Origin of the sequence: Actinomadura geliboluensis (assembly GCF_005889745.1) — a bacterium.
Classification (GTDB): domain Bacteria; phylum Actinomycetota; class Actinomycetes; order Streptosporangiales; family Streptosporangiaceae; genus Spirillospora; species Spirillospora geliboluensis.
This window is the reverse complement of sequence record NZ_VCKZ01000027.1, coordinates 1-18,996: the sequence shown is the minus strand read 5'-3', so window position 1 is coordinate 18,996 and position 18,996 is coordinate 1. Positions and strand designations below refer to the sequence as shown.

At 72.5% G+C, this 18,996-nt stretch carries 13 protein-coding genes; 4 read left to right on the top strand and 9 right to left on the bottom strand.

Annotated features, from left to right (window positions below):
• Nucleotides 1–11: 11 nt before the first annotated feature.
• Together ETD96_RS06540 and ETD96_RS06535 are read right to left on the bottom strand one after the other, a co-directional pair.
• Complete coding sequence (locus ETD96_RS06540) at nucleotides 12–1,649, bottom strand: ArnT family glycosyltransferase (RefSeq protein WP_205719138.1); 1,638 nt, start codon at nucleotides 1,647–1,649, stop codon at nucleotides 12–14.
• The gene (locus ETD96_RS06535; RefSeq protein WP_171068890.1) at nucleotides 1,598–3,316 is read right to left on the bottom strand and encodes an alkaline phosphatase family protein; all 1,719 of its coding nucleotides are present in this window, start codon (nucleotides 3,314–3,316) and stop codon (nucleotides 1,598–1,600) included. The genes ETD96_RS06540 and ETD96_RS06535 overlap by 52 nt, the downstream gene beginning before the upstream one ends.
• A 189-nt stretch (nucleotides 3,317–3,505) precedes the next feature.
• On the opposite strand from ETD96_RS06535, the gene ETD96_RS06530 reads away from it, so the two are divergent.
• On the top strand, nucleotides 3,506–4,102 hold the full coding sequence (locus ETD96_RS06530) for a dihydrofolate reductase family protein (protein ID WP_138635366.1): 597 nt from the start codon (nucleotides 3,506–3,508) through the stop codon (nucleotides 4,100–4,102).
• Here ETD96_RS06530 and ETD96_RS06525 read toward each other — a convergent pair.
• From ETD96_RS06525 to ETD96_RS06495, 7 genes are all read right to left on the bottom strand, one after another.
• A complete protein-coding gene (locus ETD96_RS06525) occupies nucleotides 4,092–4,949 on the bottom strand; it encodes a class II fructose-bisphosphate aldolase (RefSeq protein WP_138635365.1) in 858 nt (285 codons plus the stop codon). The two genes, ETD96_RS06530 and ETD96_RS06525, sit on opposite strands and share 11 nt — an antisense overlap.
• Nucleotides 4,927–5,850 (bottom strand): 1-phosphofructokinase family hexose kinase, encoded by a 924-nt coding sequence (locus ETD96_RS06520; RefSeq protein WP_138635364.1) that lies wholly within the window; start codon nucleotides 5,848–5,850, stop codon nucleotides 4,927–4,929. Before ETD96_RS06520 ends, ETD96_RS06525 begins: the two co-directional genes overlap by 23 nt.
• Nucleotides 5,847–6,740 carry an SIS domain-containing protein gene (locus ETD96_RS06515; RefSeq protein ID WP_205719137.1) on the bottom strand — a complete coding sequence of 298 codons (894 nt, stop codon included), beginning with the start codon at nucleotides 6,738–6,740 and terminating at the stop codon, nucleotides 5,847–5,849. The genes ETD96_RS06520 and ETD96_RS06515 overlap by 4 nt, the downstream gene beginning before the upstream one ends.
• A gap of 288 nt (nucleotides 6,741–7,028) precedes the next feature.
• Nucleotides 7,029–8,687 (bottom strand): hypothetical protein, encoded by a 1,659-nt coding sequence (locus ETD96_RS06510; protein WP_138635363.1) that lies wholly within the window; start codon nucleotides 8,685–8,687, stop codon nucleotides 7,029–7,031.
• 125 nt (nucleotides 8,688–8,812) lie between these two features.
• The gene (locus tag ETD96_RS06505; protein WP_240807312.1) at nucleotides 8,813–11,824 is read right to left on the bottom strand and encodes a discoidin domain-containing protein; all 3,012 of its coding nucleotides are present in this window, start codon (nucleotides 11,822–11,824) and stop codon (nucleotides 8,813–8,815) included.
• A 59-nt stretch (nucleotides 11,825–11,883) separates the two neighbouring features.
• Nucleotides 11,884–13,176, bottom strand: coding sequence for a discoidin domain-containing protein (locus ETD96_RS06500; protein ID WP_240807310.1), 1,293 nt, complete (start codon nucleotides 13,174–13,176; stop codon nucleotides 11,884–11,886).
• A 111-nt stretch (nucleotides 13,177–13,287) separates the two neighbouring features.
• On the bottom strand, nucleotides 13,288–15,456 hold the full coding sequence (locus ETD96_RS06495) for a discoidin domain-containing protein (RefSeq protein WP_205719136.1): 2,169 nt from the start codon (nucleotides 15,454–15,456) through the stop codon (nucleotides 13,288–13,290).
• A gap of 204 nt (nucleotides 15,457–15,660) precedes the next feature.
• On the opposite strand from ETD96_RS06495, the gene ETD96_RS06490 reads away from it, so the two are divergent.
• From ETD96_RS06490 to ETD96_RS06480, 3 genes are all read left to right on the top strand, one after another.
• Entirely contained in the window at nucleotides 15,661–16,785 is a 1,125-nt protein-coding gene (locus tag ETD96_RS06490) for a S1 family peptidase (protein ID WP_138635359.1), read from the top strand.
• A 294-nt stretch (nucleotides 16,786–17,079) separates the two neighbouring features.
• The gene (locus tag ETD96_RS06485) at nucleotides 17,080–17,955 is read left to right on the top strand and encodes an SDR family oxidoreductase (RefSeq protein ID WP_171068889.1); all 876 of its coding nucleotides are present in this window, start codon (nucleotides 17,080–17,082) and stop codon (nucleotides 17,953–17,955) included.
• Between the two features lie 75 nt (nucleotides 17,956–18,030).
• A complete protein-coding gene (locus ETD96_RS06480) occupies nucleotides 18,031–18,615 on the top strand; it encodes a G5 domain-containing protein (RefSeq protein ID WP_205719135.1) in 585 nt (194 codons plus the stop codon).
• Nucleotides 18,616–18,996 lie beyond the last annotated feature (381 nt).

Genomic DNA, 18,996 nt, shown 5'->3' with positions numbered 1-18,996 from the left:
CCGCCGCCGGGTCACGGCCGGCGGAAGATCGTGATGGAGTGGCCGACCTCGTCGACCGGCTCGCTGGAGGCGATCAGCGGGACGAGGCGCGGGTCGTCCTTGGCGATCCAGCTGTCGGAGACGACCAGCAGGCCGCGCACCCGGTCCGGGGGCGCGGTGAGCGGATCGGACGCGCGGATTCCGTAGTAGGACGGGACGCCGCTGCCCTTGTAGGCGAGCCACACCGCCTCGCCGGGGTAGCGGTCGCGGAGGCGGTCGGCGAGCCGACCGAGGTCCTGGCCCCAGTCGACGTTGGAGTCGTGCAGGTACCGGTGCGTCCCCGCCGGGCCGCCGAACGCCTCGTTGGAGTACGGCAGGTAGTACGGGAACGCGCGCAGCGAGCTGACCGCGACGAACAGCACGAGCGCCGCCGTCGCCGCCCTGATCCACCTCCGCCGGACGGCCGTCGCCCCGGCCGCCGCCACCGCCAGGAACATCGGCAGGAAGATCACGTACCGGACGCCGAGGTCGCGGGCGCCGGTCATCGCCACCGCCAGCAGCACGGCCGGGGGCGCGAGGACGTACGGCGCGGCGGGCCGCAGCCGGGGCAGCGCCGCCAGCGACGCCGCCCCCGCCGCCCACAGGGCGAGCGCCCCGAGCGGCGTCTTCACCAGCAGCGCGCCGGGCAGGTAGTACCAGCGCGACCCCCGGTAGGTGTCGCCGAACAGGAAGCTCGTCCAGGTCAGGTCCTCGAAGCCGAACTGGACGCGCATCCCGTCCCGGAACGGCCTCGGGAACGGCAGCAGGTCGACGGCGAGCCCCCGCAGGCCGCCGATGGCGGGGACGCCGCCGGGCGCCGTCCACCGCAGGCGCGGATCGACGGCCAGGTAGCTCGCCCACACCACCGCGACCGCGAGCGCCGCGACGCCGCCCGCCGCCAGCACACCCGCGAGGACGGGCCGTCCGGCGCCCCGCGACCGCCGCGACCACCAGACCGGCACCGCGACCAGCACCAGCAGCACCGGCACGGCGGGAAGCGCGCTCATCTTGGTCGCGACGGCCGCGCCGAGCGCCGCCCCCGCGAGCGGCGCGCAGAGCCGGGGCCGCCGCCGCGCCCGCCACGCCAGCCACACCGACGTCAGCAGCAGGCCGGCCGCCGGGACGTCGAGCGTCGCCAGCGACCCGTGCGCGATGACGCCGGGGGAGAACGCGTAGAGGGCCAGCGCCGCCACGCCACCGGCCGGGCCCGCGAGGTCGCGGGCGAACGCGAACACGACCAGCCCGAACAGCAGGGTCAGCGCGATGACCGGCAGCCGCGCCGCCAGCAGCACCCGCTGCGCGTCGTTGCCCGACTCGTACAGGAGGTGCCGTCCGACGTCCTGCTGCGTACCGGTGAAGGACGGGTCCAGGCGGGCGCCGCCGAGCACCGCCCCGGCGCCGATGAGCAGCTTGCCGAGCGGCGGGTGCTCCGCGTTGTACCGCAGGTCGTGCTCGCGCAGGTAGACGACGCCCGTGCCGACGTACACGGGCTCGTCGATGGTCGGGGACTGCCGGACGGCCGTGGCCGCCATCGCCACCGCCATCTGCGCCAGCAGCGCCGCGACGACGGCGAGGAGGGTCAGCCGCCGAACGCGGTGAGGAAGCGGTCCCGGAACGCGCTCATCGGCCACACCGGGGTGTCCTTGCCGGGGCGCAGCCCGTCCTGCCAGTTCCATCCCGAGATCCTGTCCAGTACGGCCTTGTCCTTCGCGACGATCGTGATCGGCACGTCCCGGCTCGCGCCCGCACCCGTGATCAGCGGCGCGGGCTGGTGGTCGCCGAGGAACACCAGCACCGTCCTGTCGTTGCCGTAGGTCTCCAGGTACGACACGAGCGTGTTCAGCGTGTACTCGATCGACTTGCGGTACTCGGTCCGGATCCGGCCGCCGGCGGGCCACGGCGCGTCATAGCCCTTGCCCATCCCGGTGAAGACCGAACCGTCCCCGACCTGGTCCCACGGGACCAGCCGGGGGATCGACGCCCACGGCGCGTGGCTCGACACCAGCGCCGTCTCCGCCATCACCGGCGCGCGGTCCTTCGCCGCCAGCTCGGTGCGCTGCAGGGTCGACAGCGTGTACTGGTCCGGCATGGTCGCGAAGCTGAACCGGGGGCCGCGGTATCCGAGGTTGCGGTCGTCGTAGACCTTGTCGTAGCCGAAGAACTTCCCCTCCGGCCACGCCCGGGTGATCGCGGGCATCAGCGCGACCGTCCGGGCGTCGGCCCGGTGGAACGCCCCGTTCAGCGTCAGCCGGTCGCTGTTCACGAGCGTCCGGTACCGCTGCTGGTTGTCGACCCACAGCCCGGACAGCAGGGTCGCGTGGGCGAGCCAGCTCCCGCCGCCCGCCGTGGACGAGGTGAGCCATCCGCTGCGGGCGCCGAACCCGGCCTTGCGGAGCCGCTCCGACCCCTGGTCCAGGACGGCGCCGACCTGCGGCGCGTACTGCGGGCTCTCCACCGCCGAGCGCCCGTAGCTCTCCACGAACGCGAGCACGACGTCCTTGCCGCGCAGCCCGGTGAGCAGCTTGTCGTCGGGGGTGTTCCGGAACCGGTCGACGGCGGCGGCCTTCGCGAACTCCTCCCGGTCGTTCAGGCTCTCCCGCACCTGCCGCGCGTGGTCGTAGGCGAGCACCGCCGCGCTCCGGGACGCGACCGGCACGCCGTCCACGAGCTGCGCGCCGAGCACGGCGCACACCACCCAGACCACGCCCAGCACCGCCGCCGCGCGCGCCGCCGCCCGGTCGTGCCGGACGGCGACGCCGCCGAGCCGCAGCGCCGACAGCGACATCAGCGCCACCACCCCGGCCGCCAGGACGATCGTGACGATGACCGCCGCGATCGCCCCCGCGGGCCCGGCCGACTCGCCCACGAACTCCACGGCCGGACGCAGCAGCGGCCAGTCCAGCACCAGGTCGAACGGCCGGACGAGGACCGCGTCGAACCCGATGTCGAGCACCTTCAGCACGAACACCACGCCGAGGACGGCCCCCGCCGTCCCCGCCGCGTAGCGCCTCGCCCGCGCCGGGACCACGAGGATCAGGACGACGCCGAGCACGCCCTCGATCGGGACGCGCACGAACGCGCCCGGTGTCAGCCGGGCGTACTCCGCCGGGGTGACCAGCGCGACCAGTACCAGCAGGAAGGCCGCCACGGTCAACGCCCGCGCCGCGATCCGGCGGCGCCGCCCGGCCCGGCCGTCCTGTTCCTGCGGCCCCGTGTCCTGCTCCTGCGGGACGGTGTCCTGCGCGTTCTCGTCTGTCACCCGCTTCGCGCGGCTATCGGTGGTCAGCTCGTCCTCCAAGGGCTCGGTCCCCCGCCGCGTACGCGACACCAACAGCACGTCCGCTCGGAGCCCGCCGGTTCAACCTTCCCGGCCGGGATCGTGCCGGTGCCGATGAGTTTTTTGCACGGGGGATGTCGAGAACACGGGGGCGGCTCCGATCCACTGGTGAGCGGCGCCGGAGGGGCGCCCCGACAGGGAGGCAACGCCATGGGAAAGGTCACCTGCGACATCGGCATCTCCGTGGACGGCTTCGTCGCCGGCCCGGACCAGCGGCTGGAGGTGCCGCTCGGCGAGGGCGCCGAGCGGCTGCACCGGTGGATGTTCGAGCAGCCCGAGGAGAACGCCGAGGTCATCGAGAAGATCACCGCGGCGGGCGCGTTCATCATGGGCCGCAACATGTTCGGCCCGGTGCGCGGCACCTGGGGCGACTCGGACTGGACCGGCTGGTGGGGCGAGGAGCCGCCCTACCACGCGCCCGTGTTCGTCCTGACGCACCACCCGCGCGAGAGCGTGACGATGAAGGGCGGCACCACGTTCAACTTCGTCACCGACGGCATCGAGGCCGCCATGGAGCGGGCGCAGCAGGCCGCCGGGGACGAGGACGTGGCCGTCGCCGGCGGCGCGCAGACCGTGAACCAGTACCTGAAGGCCGGGCTGATCGACGAGCTGCGGCTGCACATCGCGCCGGTCGTGCTCGGCGCGGGGGAGCGGCTGTTCGAGGGCGTCGGCGACCTCCCCCTCGAACCGGTCGCGGTCTCCCGCACCGACCTGGTCACCCACGTGACCTACCGGTTCAACCGGTAGCGGCCCCGGCTTCCGGCGGTTCGGCCGCCCGGATCACCGTGAGGAGCCGGGCCACCTCGGCGGCGACCGCGTCCCGCCCCGCGGCGATGTAGCGGCGCGGGTCCACCAGGGCCGGGTCGGCGCCGAGCCGGTCCCGGACGGCGCCGGTGTAGACCTTGTTGAGGTGCGTCGCGATGTTGATCTTCGTCATGCCGTGCTCGACGGCGGCGGTGAGCGCGCCGTCGGGCACGCCGGACGAGCCGTGCAGCACCAGCGGGACGGGCACGGCCGCCGCCAGCCGGGCGATGAGCGGCAGGTCCAGGACGGTGTCGCGGGTGAGCATCGCGTGCGAGGTGCCGACCGCGACGGCGAGGGCGTCCACGCCCGTCGCGGCCACGTAGCCGGCGGCCTCGCCGGGGTCGGTGCGGGCGTGCGGGGCGTGGACGCCGTCCTTGCCGCCGATCTCGCCGAGCTCCGCCTCCACCCAGACCCCGGCGGCGTGGCAGCGCGCCGCGACCTCGGCGGTGGCGGTCACGTTCGCGTCGTGGGGCAGCCGGGACGCGTCGAACATCACCGACCCGAACCCCAGCTCGACGGCCTCCCGGACCAGGCCCGCCGACGTCGCGTGGTCCAGGTGCGCCACCACCGGCACGGCGGCGGCGCGCCCGACCGCGAGCACGGCCTGCGCGATCGGCGCGAGCGCGCCGTGGTAGGCGGCGCAGTTCTCGCTGACCTGGAGCACCACGGGCGCTCCCGCCCGCTCCGCGCCGGCGACGATCGCCTCGGCGTGCTCCAGCTGGATCACGTTGAACGCGCCGAGGCCGCGCCCCCGCGAGGGGACGGCCTCAGCCATGGGGACGAGCGGCATGGTTCTCCTCGGATCGGAGGGTGACGCGCGCGAGGAGCGCGGGGAGGGCGGCGGCGTCGAGCTCGCCGGCGACGGGGGAGCGGACCGCGCAGGCGGCGAGGGCGACTGCGCGGCGCAGCCGGTCCGGCCACGGCAGGCCGCCCGCGAGGCCCGCCGCCAGCGCGGCCACGAGCGCGTCGCCCGCGCCCGTCGGGTTGCCCGGCTCCGGGCGGTCGAGCGCGGCGCGCAGGGCCCCGTCGGGGGTGTGGGCGAGGACGCCGTCCGGGCCGAGGGAGGCGACGACCGCGCCGGCGCCCGCCGCGCGCAGCGCCCGGATCCCGGCGGCGGTGTCGCCGGTGCCGCTCGCGCGGGCCAGCTCCTCGGCGTTCGGCTTCACCACGTCGGGCCGTCCCGTGACGCCGAGCCGCAGCGCCTCGCCGTCGGCGTCCAGGACGACCGGGCCGGGGGCGCGCCGGGCCAGGTCGGCGTAGGCGTCCGCCGGGACGCCCGGCGGCAGGCTCCCCGACAGGACGACCACGGCGGCGTCCGCGGCGAGGGCGTCGTAGCGGCCGAGGAACGCGTCCCATTCCGGGGCGGTCACGGCGGGGCCCGGCTCGCAGTACATCGTCACCTCGGGGCCGACGACCGTGACCGTCCGGCGCGACTCCGCGGCGACCGGGCTGAACGCGGCGGGGACGCCGAACGCGGCGAGCCCCTCCTCGATCTGCCGGCCCGCCGCGCCGCCAGCCAGCCCGGTCGCGACCACGTCGTGGCCGAGGCCGTGCAGCACCCGGGCGACGTTGACGCCCTTGCCGCCGGGGCGGCGGTGCACCGCCGCGACCCGGTTGACCTCCCCGGAGCGCGCGTCCGGCACCTCGTAGGTGTCGTCGAGCGCCGCGTTCAGCGTGACCGTGACGATCATCCGTCGGCGTCCAGGATCACCGAGCGGGTCAGGTGCCGGGGGCGCTCGGGGTCCAGGCCCGCCGCCTCCGCCAGCGCCACCGCGAGCCGCTGCGCCCGGACCAGGTCGGCCAGGGGGTCGGCGGCGGACGCGCGCAGCGTCCCGCCGGTCGCGGCGACCTGGCCGGCGAGGCCGTCCGGCAGTTCGCCGAACATCCACACGGCGCGGCCGGGGCCGGTGATGCTGATCGGGCCGTGCCGGTACTCCATCGCCGGGTACGCCTCGGTCCAGAAGCCCGCCGCCTCGCGCATCTTCAGCGCGGCCTCCTGCGCGATCCCGACCGTCCAGCCGCGGCCGAGGAAGGTGATCTGCCCGGCGGCGAGCAGTTCGGGCGGCAGCGGGTCGGCCACGGCCGCCTCCGCGTCGCCGATGGCGGCGTCCAGGTCCTCGCCCAGGTGGGCGCGCAGCAGCGCGAGCTGGGTGGTCGCGAACCGGGTCTGGACGACCGACTCCTCGTCGGCGAACTCCAGCGCGATCACCCGGCCGGCGCTCGCCGACACCGGGGTGTCCGGGTCGGCGGTGATCGCGGTGGTGGGCACGGTGCCGGCGAGCCGGTCGAGGAGCTCCAGAACCTCCGTCGTGGTTCCGGACCGGGTCAGCGCGAGCACCCGGTCGTAGCGGCGGCCGGCCGGCATCTCCGAGGCGGCGAACGCGTCGGTCTCGCCGTGCCCGGCGCCCTCCCGCAGCGCCGCGTACGCCTGCGCCATGTACAGCGAGGTGCCGCATCCGACGACCGCGACCCGCTCCCCGCGGGCCGGCAGCGCGTCCCCGGCCCCCGCCGCCAGCCCGGCGGCCCGCCGCCAGCACTCGGGCTGCGCGGCGATCTCGGACATGATGCGGGTGCCGGCCATGGAATCTCCTGACGTGAGTCGAGCTGTTCCGAGCACGGGGGAGCAGCCGCGCGGCCCGCCCGGACCGCCGGTCCTCCCCGAGGGTGCTGTGCGGTTTGAGACTCTATGCTTACTTCTGCTCATAAGTGAAGAGAAAGAAGCAGAATCCATCATCTGAGATAGGAAACCGTGCCTTGTGTGCGCGAACCGTGCTGGAAGGCGCTGCGCGAAGGCGACGGGATCGGGCGGCTTGCGCGCAGCCTTGAGAGCCCACGGGCACTCGGCGCGCGCAGGGGCCGGACCTACTCGTCAGCCGTTGCTCGGCTGGTTCTGCCGCACCACCCGGACGAACCGGACGTCAAGGTCGTCGCCGTCGCCGGTGGTGATCCGGAAGTCGGTGCCGCCGGCCAGCTGACCGGCGAACGCGGCCCGGGGGATCCGGAACGTCGCGGTCTTCCACGCCCCGTCGCCGGTGCGCCGCACCTGCGCCGTACGGCCGCCCTCATGCTCGATCCACCAGGCGCCCTTGCCCGCGTCCCGGTACGTCACCTTGATCTGCACCGGCTCGTCGCGGCCGTGCAGGAACCGGTCGTCCAGGTCGAAGTACAGGGACGTCTGCCCGTGCGCCCGGTCGGTGCTCAGCCCCTCGTAGGCGGTGCCGTTCTCCTTGGACAGGACGTTCTTGTGGACGTCCGCCGTGGAGCGGCGGGCCTTGCCGTCCGGCCGGACGTCGCGCTGCACGAGCCAGCGCTCCAGGTTGCGCACCCAGGGCCGCGTGGCCCACGCACGTTCACCGGTGAAGGGGCCGGTGTTGTCGCGCCAGTAGGTGTCCTCGGCGTCGCGCAGCGCCGCCCACGCGTCCGGTGACGTGGACGCGGTCTTGCCGATGCTCAGCCGCACCCACTCCCAGTGGTCGCGGTACTGCCTCATGTAGGACGGCCCCGGCACCACGTAGACCCAGTTCATCCGCAGTTGGAGCGCCTTGAGGTTCGACTGCCGCACCGCGTAGTACGGGTCACCGGTCTTGTATCCGCAGTCGTTGTAGCACTCGTTCTCGGTCGCGACGATGTGCTTCCCGTCGTGGACGGGCAGGCTCTCGTCCACCGTCATGTGGCCGTCGGGCTGGATGCGGCTCCCGTACGAGGGCGCCTCGTTCAGGTGGACGTTGAACTCCTCCGTGATGCCGGTGCGGATGCTCAGGCCCGCGTCCACGGCCTGCTTGGCGAACAGGTCCGTCTTCGAGCCCCACGGCCCCCACGGATAGTCCTCGCCGGTGAACACGAGCTTGCCGCTGTACGGGCCGAAGATCCCGGCCAGGTCCCGCCAGGCGTGCCGGTACCACGACTGGTACTTCTCGAACGTCAGCCCCTTCTCGACGGCCTGGGCGACGACGTCGTAGTCGTACTCCGCCCAGGTGAACGCGCCCGGCACGTAGACGAACTTCAGCCGGGGGTCCGCGCGCAGGCCCTTGTCGGCGAACAGCTTCCGGTAGAGGCCGAGGAGCCGCCCCCAGACGCACTCGTCCCAGATCGGCAGGTGGTACTGGCCGTCGTAGTCGGGGCCGATCGGCTCCACCCGGCACTCGGCGGCGACCCACGCGGGCGCCCAGTCCGTCCCGCTGGCGAAGACGCGCATCCAGAACGGCCGGCGGTCGGCGAGCTGCTCGCCGAGCGGGGCGAGGTCCATCTCCTGCGCGCTGCCGGTCGTGCCGGACGACACCTGCCCGGGGCCGTCCGGCTGGAGCTGCCGCCAGGTCACGTCCAGGCCGCGCGTGTCGACATGGGCGCCCGGCGCGGCCTCCTCGGAGAAGAACCCGGAGTTCGGGGAAGGCCGGACCCAGCCCGGCAGCGTCCAGTCGTCACCTGCCCGCACCCGGACGCCGCCGGTCACCTCATCGTCCCCGGAGCACGCGCTGGTGACGGTGAACGCCACCATGAGGCTCATCAGGGCGGCGACCGCCCGTTTCACGACGGACCGGTCCGGCGCAGCGGCGGGCCCTCGTGCGCCTTCCCCAATGCGTCGCACAGTTTCCTGATCTCCTCCAAAGGGAGCGTAGCGGTCTCACCGGGACGGCCGAGCCGGGTGCCCCGCGGTCAGGGCCAGCCCTGTATTCCGGCGCCGTACGGGTAGAGCGGGTCGCCGTAGCCGGTGGGCGGCGGCTGGCCCGCGTCGATGTGCGCGCGGATGTCGGCGCGCTGCCCGGCGGTCGCGCCGAGGTCATAGGGGATGTTCCAGTCCTCGACCGCGTCCTCGGGCCGGTCGATGCCGCCGGGTTTGAGGATCTGGTCCACGCCGCGAGGGAGCTGCCACGGCAGCCGCCCGCGCGGCGCGTAGTCGCCGAAGAGCAGGCCCGCCGTCGCCGGCCCCACCTCCTCGCCGCCCCGGTAGGTCATCACGATGGCGTCGGCGAGGCCGTTCCATTCGCTGATCACCGTCGGCCGCGGCAGGTCCATCACCACGACCACCGGGACCCCTTGGTCGTGGAACTGCCTGATGAGCGCGAGCTGGTCGGGCGGAAGGTAGGGCTGCTCGTTCACCCAGGCCGTCCGGTGCGTGTAGGAGGGTTCGCCGACCGCGACGATCGCGAGATCGGGTGCGGGGGCGCTGTCCTGGTGGACGGTCACGCCCGCCTTCGCCGCCCGCGCCCTGATCGCGTCCAGCAGGGTGAGCGAGCCGTGGTCCGGGTGGAAGTAGCTCGTCCAGATGCAGCACGCGGTGCCGTCGGCGGCGCGCGGCCCGGCCACCACGATGTCGTCGCCCTCCCGCAGCCTGATCGGCAGGACGCCGCCGTTCTTCAGCAGGGTGATCGACTCCCGCGCCGCCTGGTTCGCGAGGGCGGTGTAGGACGGCTGGTGGAACCGGTAGGGACCGTTCACCGGGTCGCCGTACGGGCGGTCGAAGATCCCGAGCGTGAACTTCAGCCGCAGCACGCGCCGGACCGCGTCGTCGATCCGGCCGATGGGCACCTGCGCGGTGAAGTCGGCCAGCGAGAACCCGGCCGCGCCCGGGTCGGCGCCGCCCATCACGTCCGACCCGGCGTTGGCCGCGCTGATCCACGCCGACGACGGCAGCCAGTCCGTGGTGATCAGGCCCGTGTAGCCGAGCCGGTCGCGCAGGTACCGCAGGATCGGGGCGCTGTTCCCGGCGCCGGGCCCGCCCGGGTCGAGGTACTTGCTGCCCGCGTACCCGGGCATGATGTTGACGGCCCCCGCGTCGAGCGCGGCCCGCCACGGGATCATGTGGTACTTGATCGTCACGGCGTCGTAGGTGATGCCGGCCTCGCCGCCGGCGCCCTCGCCCGGCCAGTGCTTGACGGTCGCGAGGACGGAGCCGGGGTTCAGCTCCGGCCCGCCCTGCAGCCCGGCGACCAGCGCGCGCACCTGCGCCGCAGCGACCTCGGCGTTCTCGCCGTTGCCCTCCTGGATGCGCGGGTACAGCACCTTGGTGCCGACCTCGGCGAGCGGCCCGAGCACGCCGCGCGTCCCGACCTCCAGCTGCTCGCGGCGCTGCATGTCGCCGAGCCGGTGGTCGAGCGGGTAGTCCTTCGCGGCGGCCAGGGCGCTCTGCAGCGGATAGGTGGTCTCGTACCCGGCGATGGTGTCGCCCGCCGACACCGGCGGGATCCCGAGGCGCGTTCCGGCCGCGCCGCGCAGCACCGCGTCCAGGTCGTCCGGCTGCGCCGGGCCGAAATGCCAGCCCGACCGCGGGTACGCCTGCGCGTTGTAGAACATCTGGTACGCCTTCTCCTCGGCGGTCATCCGCCCGAGGAGGTCGGCGACGCGCTCCTCCACAGGACGCCGCCAGTCCTCGTACGGCTCGATCGAGCCGTTCTTGTTGAGGTCGCGCGCGCCGTTCACGACGGCCACGCCGTCGTCGACGGTCTCGATCTCGGGGAGGTAGACGCTGAACGTGCGGACGTCCGACGTGGTCCGGGCACCGGAACCGCTCACCGCGACGACGAACCACCGGTACGTCCACCGGTCGCCGATGTCCCAGGACGGGGTGTAGCCCGTCCCGGTCGTCTCGGCGACCTTCGTGTAGAGGTCCAGCAGCGGGCCGGACGCGGTGAAGTCGTAGTCGGTGCGGCTGACGTTGAGCCACACCTCGTAGCGCGCGGTGCCGGACACCGCCGCCCACGACAGCGCCGGGCGGCGGGTGCTCGTCACCATCGCGCGGTCGGCGGGCGCCGCCAGCGCGAACTGGCCGGTCGTGGCCGGTGCCCTGGTGGGCGGCGACAGCAGCGGGGGAGCGGTGGACGAGGAGTCGACGCTGCCGAAGACCTGGAACTCCCACAGCGAGTAGCCGTAGCCGGTGGCGCGGGCCGTCCCTGTGAACCGGATGTAGCGGCCCCTGCCGGTGACGGCGAGCCTCTCGATTCCGCCCTTGCCGGTGGTCGTGGAGTAGACGGTCGTCCAGGACGTCCCGTCGTCGGAGACGTCGAGGCGGTAGCCGGTCGCGTAGGCCGCCTCCCAGTCGAGCGTCACACCGGTGATGGCGGCCGTTCCGCCCAGGTCGACCCGCAGCCACTGGTCGTCGCTGAACCTGCTCGACCAGCGGGTCGTGACGCGCCCGTCCAGCGCCGCCGCCGGGGCGTTGCCGCCCTCCCATGATGACGCCGCCACCTGCTTGAACGCCGAGATCGGCGTCGTCCCGGGCGGCGGCGGCTCCGACCCGCCGTCGCCGTACACCGAGAACTCCCAGAGGGAGTACCCGTAGCCGGTGGCGCGGGCAGTGCCGTACATACGGATGTAGCGACCAGTGCCCGTGACATTGAGGGTCTGGTTCCCGCCAGTGGCATTGGCGGTGGCATACACGGTCGTCCAGTCACTTCCATCACCGGACACCTGAACCTGAAAGGCAGTCGCATAAGCCGCCTCCCAACTCAGAACAACCTGGCTGATGCTCTTACTCTCACCCAGGTCGATCCGCACCCACTGCGGGTCGCTGAAGGCGCTCGACCAGCGGGTTCCGGTGTCGCCGTCCACGGCGGCGGAGGCGGGGTAGGCGGCGCCCTCGGTGGACGAGGCCGTCGCAGACTTGTTCAGCGAGAGCAGTGTGGCCGCATGGGCGGTGCCGGGCGGAACGGCCAGGAGCGCGGCAAGCACCGCTAACGCCGAGAAGGCGCTAGCGATCCGTTGAGTCAGCGTCATCGAACCCTCCCGGCCTACCAGCCGACGGCGACGAGCAGGTACTGCGGGTCGCCGTGCGAGACGAAGGACGAGCGGCCCGCGTAGTCGTCGTACGGGAAGCCGTACGCGAGACCGCCGATCGCGTGGTCGTGCCAGAACTTCGCGTAGTAGTTCGCGGGTGTCGCCTTGTAGAACAGCGACGGGTCGGACCACTGCGACCGCGGCAGCTGCGCCACATGCCGGTTGATCGCCGAGCATGTGGCGGCGTCCTCCCGCAGCGGCCCCGCGCAGCCGGTGACCTCGGCGGTGGTGGCGGAGACGCCGACGGACGCGGCGTACCCGGTGAAGTAGTCGGCGTGGGCACCGCCGGGCCGGAACACGGCCGCGTTCCCGGGCGACGGGATCCGGTACGGCGCCTCGACCGCGGCGAGCGAGTCGAACTCGGCCGGGACCTCGTCGACGAACCGCTGGAAGGTGGCCGCGCGGTCCTCGGCGAAGGTGGCCTGGTCCTCGCCCACCGACACGTCGTACCCGTCATGGGCGTGCAGCCGCATGGCGAGCTTCAGCCCGAATCCGTCGACGCGGGTGGTGTTGCCGTTGAACACGTCGGAGCCGACCGTGAACTCGATGAAGTCCTGGTAGCGACTGGTGGGCGACCCGAGGTAGAAGTACATCCGCCCGGCCGAGTTGACCGGCATGTCCAGGTAGGGCTGCTCGGCGATCGAGTGGGTCTGCCCGTTGAAGCTCCAGTACACCTGGCTGTCGGGGTATTTCCCGTTCGTACGGTTGAGGACCTTGACCGTGAGGACGTTCCGCGCCGGTGGAATGGTCGAGGTGTCACCCCAGAAATCGTCCGCCGGCGGCGTCGAATCCGCCGTATGGACGCCGAACGTCCAGAGCGAATAGCCCCACTGAGTGGCGCGACCGGTCCCGTACATACGAATGTAGCGACCAGTGCCCGTGACATTGAGGATCTGGTTCCCGCCAGCGGCATTGGCGGCGGTGTATACGGTCGTCCAGGCGTTGCCATCCCCAGAGACCTGGATCTGAAAGGCGGTCGCATACGCCGCCTCCCAGTTCAAAACGACCTGGCAGACGTCCTTGCTGGCTCCCAGATCGACTTGGAGCCACTGAGGGTCGCTGAAGGCGCTGGACCAGCGGGTTCCAGTGTTGCCGTCGACGGCGGCGGAGGCGGGGAAGGAGGCGTTCTCGGTGGACGAGGCGGTGGCCGGGCGGTTCAGCGCCGCGTCCGCCGACCCGCACGCCGCCGCGGTGGCGGGAGCGGTCAGCGCCAGGCAGCCCGGGACGATCAGGGCGAGGGCGGTCATTGCCGAGGGGAGCTTCACTGGCATCTCCACTTCGAGGGAGTGGTCAGGAGATGTGAGGGACCCCCTTCGGGCCCGCCCGAGGCGCGGGCCCGAAGGGAGGAAGACCGGTCGTCAGGGGAAGCTGACGACGTTGGCCGGGACGGTGGCCGTGCCGGACGCCTCCGGCCCGGTGTCGTTGATGACGTGCCGGATGACGCCGTTGCCGCCCAGCGACACGGTCAGCAGGTCGTGGAACCGCACGCCGGACCGGTTCGGCACCTCGAACCCGCGCGCCGCCACGATCGACGGGTTGACGTTGAAGTAGCAGTAGCTCCCGAGGCCCCAGCCCTCGTGGGCGGTCACCGAGTCGGCGACCTTGTAGGCGGCGTAGCCGTCGGGCGAGTCGCTCCGCCACGCCGACTGGCTCGGCGGGTCGTACGGCATCTCGTTCTGGAAGAAGACCGTCCGGCCGCGCTCGCCGTTCCACACCAGCTGGTACTTCTGGTAGTGCTCGACGAACAGCCCGTACGCGGTGACGTCGTCGCCGTTGACGATGACGCCGTTGTCGGCGGTGTTGACCGTCCAGCCGACGCCGGAGCCGTGGTCGGCGCGCCACGCCCAGATGTGGTCGAGGAGCGCGTCGTCGCTGTTGACGACCAGGCTCTTCGACGCCTTGCCGGCCCCGGCGCCGCCGATCCGGAAGAACACGTCCTGCACCGACGCCGGATCTCCCGCGTGGTCGGCGGACGAGCCGTCCGGGCCGAGCCGCAGCAGCACCGGCGAGTTGACCGGACCGGCGTCGAACAGCAGCCCGGCGAGCTTGACACCGTCCACATCACCGACCGTCATCGCCGTGACGCCGTTGTCGGGGATCAGCGTCGGGTACCCGATGCCCAGCACCACCGTGTCGGGCCGCTTCACGTCGATCGTCTGGCCGAGGTGGTAGATGCCGGGCGTGAACAGCAGGTTCAGGCCCTGGTCCAGCGCCGTGTTGATGGTCGTCGCGGAGTCGCCCGGCTTGGCGACGTAGAACCGCGACAGCGGGATCGACGTCCCGGGAGTGGCGCCGCCGGACCAGGTCGTCCCGCGCGAGTTGCGCCGCAGCGCCGGGACGAACACCTGGTAGGCGCCGGCGGAATCGACGTACAGGTACGGCTTCTCCCGCGTCACCGGGCTGGTGTCCAGGGTCGTGTAGGGCGGGTTCGGGAAGCCCTGCGCGGGCGCGCCCTCCACACCGGAGAACACCATGTTCCACACGCCGTTGAGGTTGCCGCCGATGCGGCTGTCCCTCGTCAGCCACTGCTGCTGCGAGTACGGCTGCACCTGCCCGTCGATCCGCGAGTCGGCGATGTAGCCGCCGCTCGCCCAGCCGTAGCCGGTGGGCGCGAGGTCGAGGTCGCCGCGCACGTGGATGCGGCGGAACGGCGCAGCCTGCGACACCGCCCACCGGTCCGCTCCGCCCGTCGGGGTGATCGACAGGTTCTCGGCGGACCGCCAGAAGTTCTGCGTCGCGTTGCCGCCGAACCAGCCGGCGTCCACGGTGACGCCGCCGTTGATGGTGACGTCGTCGGGGTTGCGGCCGAGGCCGGCGATCGAGGTGTAGAAGCCGATGTTCGCGTTGACGTTGTAGCTGCCGGGTTTGAACAGCAGCGCGTACCGGGCCGTCCCGAACTGGTTGCCCTCCTGCTCGCGGAAGACCGCGTCGAGCCTGCCCTGGATGTCGGACGCGCTCATCGACGGGTCGAACACGATCACGTTGGGCCCGAGGTCACCGCCGCCGGGCAGCGTGCCGCCGGAGCCGGTGTGCACGGCCATGCCGAACAGCGAGTAGCCCCACTGAGTGGCGCGGGCGGTGCCGTACATCCGGATGTAGCGACCAGTGCCCGTGACGTTGAGAATCTGGTTCCCGCCGGTGGCGTTAGCAGCGGCATACACGGTCGTCCAGGCGTTGCCATCCCCAGAGACCTGGATCTGGAAGGCAGTCGCATAGGCCGCCTCCCAGTTCAGAACAACCTGGCAGACGTCCTGGCTGGCACCGAGATCGACTTGGAGCCATTGAGGGTCACTGAAGGCGCTGGACCAGCGTGTGGCCGGGTTGCCGTCGACGGCGGCGGAGGCGGGGAAGGAGGCGTTCTCGGTGGACGAGGCGGTGGCCGGGCGGTTCAGCGCCGCGTCCGCCGACCCGCACGCCGCCGCGGTGGCGCGTCCGGCGGGGACGGCGAGGGCGACGGCGAGCAGCAGGGCGAAGACGCCCGCGGACCAGGATCTCCTGGCCGGCGCGCGCGGTGGGACGGGATGCATGCGCATCTCCTTCGAGGGTGGGGTGGTGAGCGGGGCCCCTCAGATCCGGGTTAATTCACAGCATGATTTAAAGCGTGGAATATGTACCCGTCAAGGGCGGGCCGCGGCCTACCGCGCCGGAGCGGCGCCCGGACGGATTGAACTCCCTCCCACCGGGGCGCGTATCCCCACGCGTAGATCGAGGCCCCGGAACCGGGAGGGTTCATGAGCGTGAGGAACAGCCGGCTGCGCACGGCGGTGACGACGGCCGCCGCGGCCGCCGGATCCGCCGGGCTCCTGGCCGGCGCGCTGTACGTGGTGCACGCCCAGTCGGACTCCGGCGACCGCGCGGCGAGCCTCGCCGGCGACGCCCAGGCCGGCCGCCGCACGACCGCCCAGGGCACCGACCGGGCCGCGGCCACGGCCGCCCGGCTCGCGGACCGGCTCGGCGACCGCACAGCCGGCGCCTACATCGACTCCGCGGGGCGGCCCGTCGTGACGGTCACCAACGAGACCGACGCCGCCACCGTCCGCGCGGCGGGCGCCGTCCCCGAGATGACGCGCCGCAGCCCCGCGCGGCTGCGCGAGGTCACCGCCGACCTGCGCCGCTCGTTCGCCGACATCCCCGGCACCGGCTGGGCCGTCGATCCCGCCACCTCGAAGGTCACCGTCTGGACCGACGCGTCGGTCACCGGCGCCCGGATGGCGGCCGTCCAGCGCACCGCCGAGCGGATGGGCACGGCGGTCCGGATGGTCCGCTTCCCCGGCCGCCTGCACACCCTCGCCCTAGGCGGCGACCCGATCTTCGGCCAGGGTGCCCGCTGCTCGCTCGGCTTCAACGTCGAACGGGGCGGGCAGCCGTTCTTCCTGACCGCGGGGCACTGCGGCAACGCCGTGCAGACCTGGACCTCCGACCAGCAGGGCGGGCAGCCCCTCGGCACCACCGTGCAGAGCAGCTTCCCCGGCAACGACTTCGCGCTCGTCCGCGCGGAGGAGGGCGCCGCAGGCGAGGGCGCGGTCAACCTCTACAACGGGCAGGCGGTGGACATCACGCAGGCGGGCGAGGCGGTCGTCGGCCAGCGCGTCGTCCGCAGCGGCAGCACCACCGGCGTCCGCACCGGCCGCGTCCTCGCCACCGGCGCCACGGTGAACTTCGCGGAGGGCACCGTCACCGGCATGATCCAGACCAGCGTCTGCGCCGAGCCCGGCGACAGCGGCGGCCCCCTCTTCGCCGGCGACACCGCCCTCGGCCTCACCTCCGGCGGCTCCGGCGACTGCCAGAGCGGAGGCGTCACGTTCTTCCAGCCGGTGACCGAGGCCCTCCAGGTCTTCGGCGCCGACGTCACCTGACCCACGCCCACGCGCCCCCCGCCAAAACCTCGGCAGGGGGCGCGGCGCCACCACGACACCGAGACCACCTGCGCAACCTCGCGCACGCTCCTATTCCGAACTCACCGCCGATATGCCGGACGCCCCGCAGCACAAAGCGACGATTCCCCTAGGCAGCGAAGTTGTCCATAAAAACGCGCTGACGACGCGTGAGCCGCGAACCCTAGCAGGATGACATGTCCCCACTCCTGGCGCCGATGCGGAGCCGACTGCCATAGTTCAGTCCACCGCGCCCCCGACCGATCGAGGAACGTGATGCGGATCGTCATCGCCAGTGCATCGGGGCAACTCGCCCGCGCCACCGCGAAATACGCGCTGGAAAAGGTGCCGCCAGGTGACGTAGTCATGGTGACCCGCAACCCGGCCGCGCTCGCCGAGTTCAAGGACCGCGGCGTGACCGTCCGGTACGGTGACTACGACCGCCCGGAGTCGCTGCCCGCCGCGTTCGAGGGCGGCGACCGGCTCCTCCTCGTCAGCCTCCATGAACTGGGCCATCGCGTCACCCAGCACAAGAACGCCATAAATGCGGCCAAGAGTGCAGGTATCCGGCATATCGTCTACACGTCGTACATCATGGTCGATCCCGACTGCCCGTCCACGGTCGTCCCCGACCACCTGCGGACACACGAACTCCTCGACGAGTCCGGCCTCGACGTCACCTATCTGCGCAACGGCCTGTACGCGGAGACTCCCGTCACCCAGATCCTCCCGCCCGCGATCGCCCGCGGCGTCCTGGTGGACAACACCGACCACGCCCGCGGCGCCTTCGTCCACCGCGACGACTGCGCCGCCGTAGCCGCCGAGGTGCTGACCTCCAGTGGCCACGAGGGCCGGACCTACGACGTCACCGGTCCCGAACTGCTCAGCTTCGCCGACCTGACCGCCCTGGCGGCCGAGGTCTCCGGCCGTCCCGTCGCCTACCAGAGCGTGGACGACGAGAGCTTCGACGCCGTTCTGCGCGAGGCCGGCGTCCCCGACGACGTCCGCGGCATGATCGTCTCCTTCGGCACCGCACTCCGCGCCGGCTACGGCGAGCCTCTCACCGACACCGTCGAGCGCCTCACGGGTCGCCCGCCCCGCCCGATCGCCGACCTGATGGAGCGCCACCGCGACCTGCTGGCCGGAGCCTGACCGCAAACGGCCCAATTTCCACATTGACCGGCAAGACGCCACGCACCACGATTTCCTCCAACAAAGGGGGAATTCATGAAACGCATTATCGCCGGCCTGGCGACCGGCGGCCTTCTGCTGCTGGGTGCCTGCGACTCGAACGCCGCCGCCCCCGTCGAAGCGGCGGCGTCCGGATCACCGTCGTCCGCGAGCACGGCACCGGCGACCACCCCCGCCACGACAGCGCCCACCACCGCGCCCACTACTCCGGCGATGGTGAAACGTAAGATCACCACCACCCGCAAGATCCCGTTCAAGACCACGAAAACGAACGACCCCACCCTCGCCGCGGGCAAGACCCGCGTGCGCAGAAAGGGCGTCGCCGGGGTGAAGACGCTGACCTACGAGGTCACGTACAAAGACGGCACGGAGACGTCCCGCAAACTGCTCGGCGAGAAGATCACCAGACCTCCGGTGACCCGGATCATCGCCGTGGGCACCAAGCGAGCCCGCTCGTGCGACCCGAACTACAGCGGCGCCTGCGTCCCGATCGCGAGCGACGTCGACTGCGCAGGCGGCAGCGGCAACGGCCCCGCCTACGTCCAGGGCCCGGTCCGCGTGGTCGGCTCCGACATCTACGACCTGGACCGCGACGGCGACGGCATCGCCTGCGACACCTGACCCCCACCACCAGCACCCCGCCCAGGAACGCCCCCAGTTCGCCGAGCCATGGGCCCACAGCAACAAGTCGCCAAAGCAGCAACACCGACCAGCCCACCAAGCAACGAACCCGCGCACACCCCGCCACCACCACAAGAACCGAAGCCGGGAGGGGGCGAGGGGCGGAGCCCCAAAACAGAACCCCGCGCGATGCGGCACGAAAGGAAGACCTGAACTGGGAGGGCCCTGTCAGCACCACTCGAACCCTGAGCCGGACGGGGGCGAGGGGCGGAGCCCCAAAAAAACAGACCCCCGCACCAAGGCAGCCCGTGCCCGGCACGCCGCGCCGGCCGTTCCCGGAAGTCCTGGAACGCGTCTGATCCGCGACCGAGAAAGGCGAAC

Bases quoted from the DNA above. Each gene is read 5' to 3' on its own strand.
- ETD96_RS06485 (WP_171068889.1), top strand. From the start codon at position 17,080: ATGCGGATCGTCATCGCCAGTGCATCGGGGCAACTCGCCCGCGCCACC.
- ETD96_RS06480 (WP_205719135.1), top strand. From the start codon at position 18,031: ATGAAACGCATTATCGCCGGCCTGGCGACCGGCGGCCTTCTGCTGCTG.
- ETD96_RS06525 (WP_138635365.1), bottom strand. From the start codon at position 4,949: ATGCCGCTCGTCCCCATGGCTGAGGCCGTCCCCTCGCGGGGGCGCGGC.
- ETD96_RS06530 (WP_138635366.1), top strand. From the start codon at position 3,506: ATGGGAAAGGTCACCTGCGACATCGGCATCTCCGTGGACGGCTTCGTC.
- ETD96_RS06520 (WP_138635364.1), bottom strand. From the start codon at position 5,850: ATGATCGTCACGGTCACGCTGAACGCGGCGCTCGACGACACCTACGAG.
- ETD96_RS06495 (WP_205719136.1), bottom strand. From the start codon at position 15,456: ATGCATCCCGTCCCACCGCGCGCGCCGGCCAGGAGATCCTGGTCCGCG.
- ETD96_RS06500 (WP_240807310.1), bottom strand. From the start codon at position 13,176: ATGACCGCCCTCGCCCTGATCGTCCCGGGCTGCCTGGCGCTGACCGCT.
- ETD96_RS06490 (WP_138635359.1), top strand. From the start codon at position 15,661: ATGAGCGTGAGGAACAGCCGGCTGCGCACGGCGGTGACGACGGCCGCC.
- ETD96_RS06515 (WP_205719137.1), bottom strand. From the start codon at position 6,740: ATGGCCGGCACCCGCATCATGTCCGAGATCGCCGCGCAGCCCGAGTGC.